The organism is Streptococcus sp. C300 (assembly GCF_000187645.1).
GTDB lineage: Bacteria > Bacillota > Bacilli > Lactobacillales > Streptococcaceae > Streptococcus > Streptococcus oralis_CQ.
The window spans coordinates 332,223-342,624 of sequence record NZ_GL732466.1 but is presented as its reverse complement, the minus strand read 5'-3'; the positions used below and the strand labels follow the sequence as shown (position 1 = coordinate 342,624).

Genomic DNA, 10,402 nt, shown 5'->3' with positions numbered 1-10,402 from the left:
AGAAGGTCAACTAGTTGATGTAACAGAAGATACATTTGGTTACCGTTATTTCAATTGGACTGCTAAGGAAGGTTTCTCTCTGAATGGTGAACGCATGAAATTCCACGGAGTAAGTATTCACCATGACAATGGAGCCTTGGGGGCAGAAGAGAATTATAAGGCTACCTATCGTAAATTAAAACTCTTGAAAGATATGGGGGTTAACTCTATTCGAACAACCCACAATCCAGCGAGTCCTCAGTTGCTTGATGCTGCAGCTAGTTTAGGTCTTTTGGTTCAAGAGGAAGCTTTTGATACTTGGTATGGTGGCAAGAAGACTTACGACTATGGACGGTTCTTTGATCAAGATGCAACTCATCCGGAGGCTAAGAAGGGTGAGAAGTGGTCTGATTTTGATCTCAGAACAATGGTAGAACGTGATAAGAACAATCCGTCTATCGTCATGTGGTCTCTTGGAAATGAGGTAGAGGAGGCAAATGGTAGTCCTCGTTCTATCGAAACTGCTAAACGCTTGAAGGCAGTTATCAAAGCGATTGATACTGAGCGTTATGTAACCATGGGGGAAAACAAATTTAGTCGTGCAGCGACAGGTGATTTCTTGAAACTCGCAGAAATTATGGATGCTGTCGGTATGAACTATGGTGAACGTAATTATGATGCTGTTCGTAGAGCGCATCCAGACTGGCTCATTTATGGTTCTGAAACCTCTTCAGCTACTAGGACGCGTGATTCTTATTATAACCCTGCTCAAATCCTTGGACATGACAATCGTCCAAATCGTCACTATGAACAATCTGACTATGGTAATGACCGTGTTGGATGGGGAAGAACAGCTACTGAATCATGGACTTTTGACCGTGATCGTGCTGGCTATGCTGGACAATTTATCTGGACAGGAATTGACTATATTGGAGAACCGACTCCATGGCATAACCAAGATAGTACACCTGTCAAGAGCTCTTACTTTGGTATTATTGATACAGCTGGTTTACCAAAGAATGATTTCTACCTTTACCGTAGTGAATGGTATAGTGCTAAAGAAAAGCCAACTGTTCGCATTTTACCACATTGGAACTGGACTGAAGAGACCCTTAAGGATCGCAAGATGCTGATTGATGGAAAGGTTCCGGTTCGTACCTTCTCAAATGCTGCAAGCGTCGAATTGTTCTTAAATGGAGAGTCGCTTGGTAAAAAGGAATTTACTAAGAAAAGGACAGAAGATGGACGTCCATATCATGAGGGAGCTAAACCAAGTGAATTGTATCTTGAGTGGCTTGTGAAATACCAACCAGGCACACTGACTGCGATTGCTCGAGATGAAAATGGCAACGAAATTGCGCGTGATAGTGTGACAACTGCTGGGGAGCCAGCAAGAGTTCGTCTGACTAAAGAAGAGCATGTTATCACTGCAGATGGAAAGGACCTATCCTACATCCATTATGAAATTGTTGATGGCGATGGTAATGTGGTTCCTACAGCTAACAATCTTGTTCATTTCAATCTTCATGGTCAGGGACAAATCGTTGGTGTGGATAATGGAGAACAAGCTAGTCGTGAACGCTACAAAGCTCAAGCAGATGGAACATGGCAAAGACGTGCTTTCAATGGTAAAGGGGTTGTCATTGTAAAATCAACAGAAAAAGAAGGTAAATTTACTCTTTATGCAGATTCTGCTGGTTTGACATCTGATAGCGCAACGGTCGCAACGGTGTCTGGTAAGAAAGAAAATCGTCACTTTGTAGCCTTTGCTCCTGTAAAAGCAACAACTGATGTGACGACAAATCCTGAATTACCTCAAACAGTAACAGCTATTTATAGTGACGGTAGTATTGAGGAAAAGACTGTAACTTGGGAAATGCCATCTGACTTGCTTACAAGCGCAGGTGAGAAAAAAGTATCTGGACGTGTAGAAGGTTTAGAAACTAAAGCTGAGGCACTTGTTAAAGTGATTGCTTTAGATAGATGGTTACCAAAAGTTGCTACAGTCCCAGTTGGAACGAATGCGGCTGATTTGGATAAAACGGTCACAGCTGTTCTGACAGATGGTAGCTTGATTGATACTGATGTTGTTTCTTGGACCTTGAAAGACCCTGCTGCTTTGAACAAGGAAGGTGGACGTACGGAGGCTACTGGTAAATTGGTAGATGACGACCGTGAAGTGACTGCAACCTTTATCGCAAGTAGTAAGGAAACAACAAGTAGCATTACAGGACTTACTGTTGGGGATAAAGCTCTTGAGAATTTTGAGTCTGGCAAGACCTATTACCGTGTATCCCTTCCTTACACTGCAACTATTCCAAGTGTTGGAGCTCAGACTACCGGATATCAAGTAACTGTTCAGCAAGCTTCTGCTGATAATGGTTATCAGGCTTCTGTCTTCTTGAGTGACCAAAAGGGTGACTTGGTTCAAACTTACTTAATTCAGTTTGTGAAGGAAGCTCCTGCTTTGAAACGTTTGGAAGTGGTTGTAGAAGGAAAAGAAACTGCCACTGAAGATCAAGTATTAACTTATCACGTCATTGGTCGTTATGAGGATGGTTCACAAACAGAGTTTTCGGCTTCAGATATTCACTTAGAAGCTAAATCATCTGATGGGGGACATCTTGAGGTGAATGGTCAGAATCTATTGCTCTATACTAAGGGAAGAGTGACTTTGACACCTCGAATCGATAATCAAACAGAGAAAACAGAATCTGTAACCACTGAAGTGGTGATTAAAGAAAATAAAGTCAGCAAGAAGATTGTGAAACTTCATCCTGTGTCTGTTTCTACAGATATCAATCAGCAACCGAATCTACCTAAAGAAGTTGGAGCAGAATTTGATAAGGGCTTGCCACGCAAAGTATCTGTAGCTTGGGATAAGGTAGATGAAAAAGAGTTGGGGCACTATCATAGCTTTACGCTTAAAGGACATGTGGAAGGCACAGATATTGAAGCTCAAGCGACTGTAACGGTTGAAGGATTGCAAGTTGCAGAGGAAATCAGTCTCACAGTACCTAAGGGTGAGACGGTTCAATTGCCAGCTAATGTTCGGGCTTACCATTCTAACGGAACAACTATCTATAAAGATGTTGTTTGGGATCAGGTTCCAGCCAACTTTAGTCAAACTGAAGGGGTCTATGAAATCAATGGTCGTTTAGTAGGTAGCAATCTGACAACTAAAGCTCATGTTCGAGTATCTAGTCAAGTGGTTGCTGGAAATAATATCTCTAAACAATGGACAGGTTCACAATTACCAGCTGCCATTGTATCCAATACAGGAGGAGATGACACAGCCAACACCTTGAACGATTTGACTGTATCAAGAACGCCATCAGATGCTAAAAATAGATGGACTACTTGGAGAACAAATACTGATAATGACTGGGCTTCTATCTTATTTGGTAATTCAGGAGACTTGACGAAGCGTTTTGTCAACAATTTGTCGGTTGATTTCTATACTGATGGAGCAATTGGTCTTCCAAAAGAATATGTAGTTGAATATTATGTAGGTAAAGAAATTCCAGATTTACCAAGTGATGTCAGTCATGCGCAACGAGATAGCAATCATCCATTTAATAATCCAGACAATTGGAAAGCAGTTGAAAACTTACATGCTCCAAGTCAGCTGTCTGCAACTCAAACCAATCACTTCACATTTGACAAGGTCGAAACCTACGCTGTTCGTATTCGTATGAAGAAAGCAGATGGAACATCAGGTGTTGGTCTGACAGAGCTAACTGTGCTTGGAAACAAGGTCTTAAGTGAAACAAGTTCAGAGATTTCTATCAAGGTAGATGGCAAGGATCTTGAACATTTTAATCCATCTAAGACAGATTACTATATTCCTCAATCTAGCAAAGAAATCACAGCAACAGCTAGCAATAATGGTTTGGTAACAGTTGTTCCTGCAACAAGTCCAAAAGGTGCAACACGTCTCATCTTGAAAGCAGAAGATGGTACTGTGTTGAAAGAATATCGAATTTTCCGCAATGATGAGAGAGAAACTAGTCAACCTCTTGCTGCAGAAAACAGTGCTAAAATCTTGAATGTTGGAGACAATCTTCAACTTCCTTCAGAAGTAAGTGTTTATTATCCAACTTCAACTAATTGGACTACAGATAAACTTGCAGTGAAGTGGGATGCTATTCCTGAACATGCGACAGAGCATGAGGGAACATTTGAAGTTACCGGTCATGTCATTGGTACAAATCTAACGACTAAAATGCAGGTGACAGTTGTTGCTAAAGGCAATCAAGTCATTTCAGAAAATCCAAGCAACAATGAAACGGATTCTAAAGCCTTTGCTTCGACAACGAACGATACTCAAGCAGCTTCACATGATCGAATTTTCTATATCAATGATGGAAAATACAATGAAGATGGACGTTGGACAAACTGGTCTCGTACTCCGAAAAATCAAGAAACTTCTGTTGGATTACTCTTTAAGAAGGATGGAAAAATTGCTTCTCAATCTATTGGGAAAGTAGCCATTCAGTTCTTTAAAGATAGTGGCACAGATGCTCCAGAGAAAATGGTTCTAGAAAGATATATTGGTCCTGCTTTTACAGAACCAAGTACGATTTCTCGTTACGAAGAAAATGCCGATCATCCATTTAACAAGGCAGAAAATTGGGCACCAATTTCTTACAAAGCTTCTGGAGAATTAGTAGCTGGTAAACCAATCGAGTTTAACTTTGAACCGGTTCAAACGACAGCTATTCGTGCGCGCATGACTCGTAAGGCTACCACCAATGGTCTTGCACTTGTAGAATTTACAGCCTACTCTGCAGGCAAGGGATCAGAAGTGGAAACACCATCAGCGACTATTTCGATCGACGGAAAAGCATTGGAAAACTTTGATCCAAATGTGACAGATTACACTCTAACAACAATGGGTTCAAAACCAAAAGTCACTGCAACAACTAGTGGACATGGAGTAGTTACAGTTGTGGATTCTGGAAATGCCAATCTTCCAACACTAGTTCGTCTTGTTTCCAAAGATGGAAATCTGGTGAAAGAATATCGTTTACACTTTAAGTCTACCTTCCAAACAACACCAACAGAAGGCGTTAAGAACTTAGTAGCAGAAACTCCAAGTTTGGAAATTGAAAAGACTCCACTTCCGTTTAAAGAAGTTATTCGTGAAAACCCTGAACTTGCTCAAGGTCAACGTCGTATCGTTTCTGAAGGACAAGATGGAGAAAAAGTTGACTATATTCAAGTTTTGGGTACTACTAGAAGTCTTGTTCATTCTGAAGAAAGAAAGGCTCAGGATCGCATTGTTGAAGTAGGAGTGAAAGCATCTATTTCAAGTAGTAAAGGCGAGGAGCCAGCTCCAGTCAATGAAGTTCCAGAATTCAAAGGAGGTGCTAACTATATAGAAGCAGCAGTAAACGAAGTTCCAGAATACACAGGAACTCTTGCTACTGTAGGAGATCAAGCGGCACCAAGCGTTGAGAAACCTGAATTTAAGGGTGGCGTTAATGCTGTAATGGCTCTAGAACATAAACTTCCAGAGTATCATGGTGTTCTAGCCACGGTAGGAAATGAGGAAGCGCCTGTTCTTGAAAAACCAGATTATCCAGTAGAGCTATTAGCTCATGACCAGACTATAAAACCAAATGTTTCAGTAGTAAAAGAAGAGCAAAATAGATTACCAGAAACAGGTGAGGGAGAATCTGAAACAGCCATTTTCTTGGCAGGTGTTAGCTTGGCCTTGTCAGCAGCCCTATTAACTGCAAAACGAAAAGAGGATTAGTTTGTGCGTCTAATGCTATCCTATTGGTATAGCTTGGTCGATGATAAAAAATCACATCGATAAATGAGTTGAAGAGATGGAGAGGACCGATTAGGCCTCTCCGTCTTTACTAGTAAAAATGGAATCGTTTACTTTCGTGTTTGGATGAAAGGAGATAAGATAAAGATGGATAAAAATTTTTTCAATAAACGTTGTCATTACAGTATTCGTAAATTCGCTATTGGAGTAGCTTCTATTATGATTGGTGCCAGTATCTTTGGTGTTAATTTAGTAGAGGCAGCAGAAACAGGTAATGTAGGAGATAAAGAGGGAACTATAACTCAAGCACAGCCATTGGAAAAGTTACCTGATGAACTTGCAGCAGTTTTGAAGAAAGCAGAAGAAAATGCTGGGAAGGAAGCTAGCTCGACAGTTGGAAATGGAGAAACTACAGGAACGATTGGTTCTACTGATTCGACAAATAATCTTAAACCAGCTGAAGCACCTAGAATTCCAGAGAATGAAACAAAGCCGTCTGAAGCCATGAGTGGAGGACAAAATGAGAAAGAAATCGCTAAACCTAGTCAACCAACTACACCTGAAAAACCAAAAGTAGACCAAACCGGTGATGGAACAGTTGAATTGGCAGATCAATTCACTGCAAGTAAACCAGCTAGCGAAGCCAGTATTGAAGCTGCCAGCAAGAGCTCAGACTATCTCAAAAAAGAGTACAAGGTCTTTCCAACTCCACAAAAAGTGACTTATGGAGAAGGTGTCACAGCCCTTCGTAAGCAAGTCAATCTGGTCATGGGCGATCAACTCGATATCTATACTCGCAATCGCTTGAAGAGCGTTTTGCAGGACAATCAAGTATCTTACAAAACTAGTAAAACGGCCGTTTCTGGCGCAACTAATATCTATCTTGGAGTGCATGGACAAGGTTCACAAGCAGAACAAAACTTGTCCAAGGTTTCCACAGGTCTCTTTGACAAAATTGATGCTTATGCTCTGACCATCAAGGACAACTATATCTCCATCGTCGGAAAAGACACAGATGCGGTCTTTTATGGTTTGACAACCTTGAAACATATGCTCAAGGAAAGTCAAGTGCCAGTCCTTCGCAATGTGACAGTGGAAGATTACGCTGAAATCAAGAACCGTGGGTTTATCGAAGGTTACTATGGAAATCCATGGTCTAATGAAAATCGTAAAGAATTGATGCGTTATGGAAGTGAATTGAAGTTAACTCAATACTATTTCGCACCAAAAGATGATCCATACCACAATAAGAAATGGCGTGAACTTTACCCAGAAGAAAAACTGGCTGAAATCCGAGAACTTGCACGTGTCGGTAATCAAACGAAAACACGTTATGTTTGGACCATCCATCCATTTATGAACAATCGTATCCGCTTTGGCAATGAAGCGCATTACCAGGCTGATCTTGCAACCATAAAGGCTAAGTTTACTCAGTTGTTGGACGTGGGAGTGCGTGAATTTGGTGTGCTTGCAGATGATGCACCAAGCCCAGTTGGTGGTTACCATAGTTATGTTCGCTTGATGAAGGATATCACAAATTGGTTGACTGAAAAACAAACAACATACAGTGGTCTCCGTAAAGATATGATTTTTGTTCCTGCCTGGTACATGGGGCAAGGAACTGAAGCTGAACTTCGAACCTTGAATGAACATCTTCCTGAAAATGTCCATTTAACTCTTACTGGTGGAAAGGTCTGGGGGGCTGTTGACCAAACATTCTTAACGAACTTAAAGAAAAATTTAACAGAAGGTGGTAAGACTTACCGTCCAATTCAGTTCTGGATTAACTGGCCATGTAATGATAATACAAAACCCCACCTAATTCTTGGAGGTGGTGAAAAATTCTTACATCCAAATGTTGATTTATCACTTGCACAAGGAATTATGCTAAATCCAATGCAACAATCTGAAGCATCTAAAGTGGCACTTTTTGATATGGCTCAGTATGGATGGAAACAATGGAGAAGTGTAGAAGAAGCAGAACAAATCAACGATATGGCCTTTAACTATGTAGTTAATGATCATTTTGAAGAAAGCAGTGTTTCGAAGGCTTTTCGAGAACTCGGAAAACACATGCGCAATCAAAATAGACCTCCTCATGTCACTAAATTAGAAGAGTCTGTAGAATTGGCTCCAAAATTGACAGAATTCTATAACAAACTCAAATCTGGTCAAAATCTGGATACTGAAAGAAAAGAGTTGAGGGAAATTTTTGCTGGTTTGAAAGCCAATGCTCTATTACTTAAAGAAAAAGGTGATCAGAAATTAATCGAACAAATTCACTATTGGTTAGAGAATACAGTAGATCAAATGAACGCGCTTGAAGCTTTCCTAACAGCTACAGAAGGTCTTACTGAAAAGAATGATGCCAAGGTGTGGGAGTATTATCAGGCCGGAGTCAAACATTATGACCAGTCAGTTAAGTATGCCTTCTTTTACGTTGACCATTATGAATACGCAGAATTTGGTGTCCAACATATTCGACCATTTATCAATAATCTCAAAGAATACTTAGCCTTACATATCCAAGCAATGTTGAATCCAGATAAACTTGTGACAACATTTATTACGAATCGTGCTGGAATAGAAGGTGGATTGAAAGAAGTCACAGATGGTGACTTTGATACACATGTGATTGCCAAAACAACCATTGTGATTGAGAGAGGCGATTATGTAGGCTTGCGCTTTAATAAGGCAATTAAAATACACAAATTAGGTTTCGCTACGGGTACTAATACGGCCGATAATTATACCTTTAGTAATGCTCTTGTTGAATATCAAAATGAACATGGAGAATGGATAGCCATAACGAGCCCCGCTTATACTGGTAGAGAACGTATTCTGGAATTTAATGACCTTGATATCACAGCTCAAGCTGTCCGTATGATAGCAACAGCTAAGAAGGATAATGCTTGGCTTGCCATGCGTGAAATTGCTGTTAACAGACCCCTAGAATTGGGTAGTAAGAAGGTTAGGGGCACTATTAGTTTAAGTCCAAACCTTGTTTACAAATATGGAACAAGTGTTGTTCAGATGCAAGATGGTCGAGAAAACACAGAATCCATGATGGCACATGTTGATCAGACCAATGTCACACCAGCTCAAGCCTGGGTAAAAATGGACTTAGGTGGGCTGCACAAAGTAAAACGAGTTCATCTGATGCAAGGGGAACGAGACAAACTAGCATCTGGTGTCATCGAATATTCTGCAGATGGTACAAATTGGACAACGCTTCAAAATTTATCAGGGCAACGAACTTCTGATATTGTGAAAGAATTTACAACTCGTTTTGTTCGCATTCGCAATACACAAACCTTAAATAAGTGGTGGAGAATTGCGGAATTTACAGTAGATGTCGATAGTCCAAATCTTGACTTAACAGACACCAACGTCGATGCCTTGAAGGAAACGCCGGTAGTGGATAGCTTGGGACATTATGAACTTCAAATTCCAGCTGGAACTAAACTTCCTGCAAATAGCTATCTAGGTATGAAACTTGACCGTATCCATCAAATCAAGAGCATCCAGCTCCAAGGTCAGGCCAATCCAGCTCTTACTCTAGAGTACTCTGCAAATGCGCAAGAATGGACGCCGGCTAGCCAATTGACAGACAGAACTTTTGCAACCCACTTGGTTCGTTATGTTCGTCTGGTCAATAAAACAGATCAGGAACAAGCTGTGACAGCCACTTCTCTCCTTGTGACAACCAAAGAAGTACAACCAACCAAACTAGAATCTACAACTATGGGCATTCATCCAACATACGGAAGCAATGATGTTCGTAAACTGAACAACCTAGATCAACTGTTTGACGGTGTTTACAACAACTTCGTTGAGTTTTCAGACTATGCCCATAAAGATGGCCACGTAACCTTGAAACTTGGTAGCGAACGTACCATCAAGAAAATCAGAGCCTACATCCAAGACGGAACTCAAAACTATCTTCGTGATGGTAAGATTCAAGTCAGCCAAGACGGTAAAACTTGGACTGATGTCGTTACAGTAGGAGATGGTGTGGCCAACAGCCAACACGATGATTCATTGACAGATGGTTGGACACACGATTCTAAGATGCCAGGAAATCGCTACATCGAGGGTGAATTGACGACACCAGTCAAAGCCAACTATCTCCGTGTCCTCTATACAGCAGACTATGATGCCCGTTTTGTAGGCTTTACAGAATTGGTCATCAACGATGGTGAGTTTGTCAAACCAATCAATGATCCAACAGTAGAAGGAAGTAGTGGAGAAAGCCAAGGCAACCTTTATAATAATCTTGTAGACGGCAAAGTCTTGACCAGCTACAAGTCTGAAAAAGAAAAGGGGGAGTTGGTGTATCACTTGTCTGAGCCGACCAATGCTAACCACCTTCGTCTCGTTTCCAGTCTTCCTGAAGGAGCTAAGGCACGTGTTCTTGCTAGAACACTCAAGGATGGTCAAGACAGTTGGCTAGACCTCGGTGCCATTACATCCAGTCTCCAAACTTTCGCTATCCGAAATGGTGGCTCTCTTCTAGACGTCAAATTAGTCTGGGAAGGTGGCAAGGCTGAGTTTTATGAATTGGCAAGCTTCCATCAAGAATTAACAGAAGAACCGGTTCAATCAAGCAAGGGCGAAGAGCCAGCACCCGTTCTTGAGGTTCCT

Annotated in this window: 1 protein-coding gene and 2 pseudogenes; all 3 read left to right on the top strand. The window is 41.1% G+C overall.

The features are described 5' to 3' along the window. A partial coding sequence (locus tag HMPREF0849_RS01675; protein WP_009013510.1) for an SIALI-17 repeat-containing surface protein occupies positions 1–5,740 on the top strand: 5,740 nt, incomplete at its 5' end. A gap of 144 nt (positions 5,741–5,884) precedes the next feature. Then, positions 5,885–6,013, top strand: a pseudogene (locus tag HMPREF0849_RS10760) (YSIRK-type signal peptide-containing protein); the annotation flags it as partial. 261 nt (positions 6,014–6,274) lie between these two features. Then, positions 6,275–10,402, top strand: a pseudogene (locus HMPREF0849_RS01670) (beta-N-acetylglucosaminidase domain-containing protein); the annotation flags it as partial.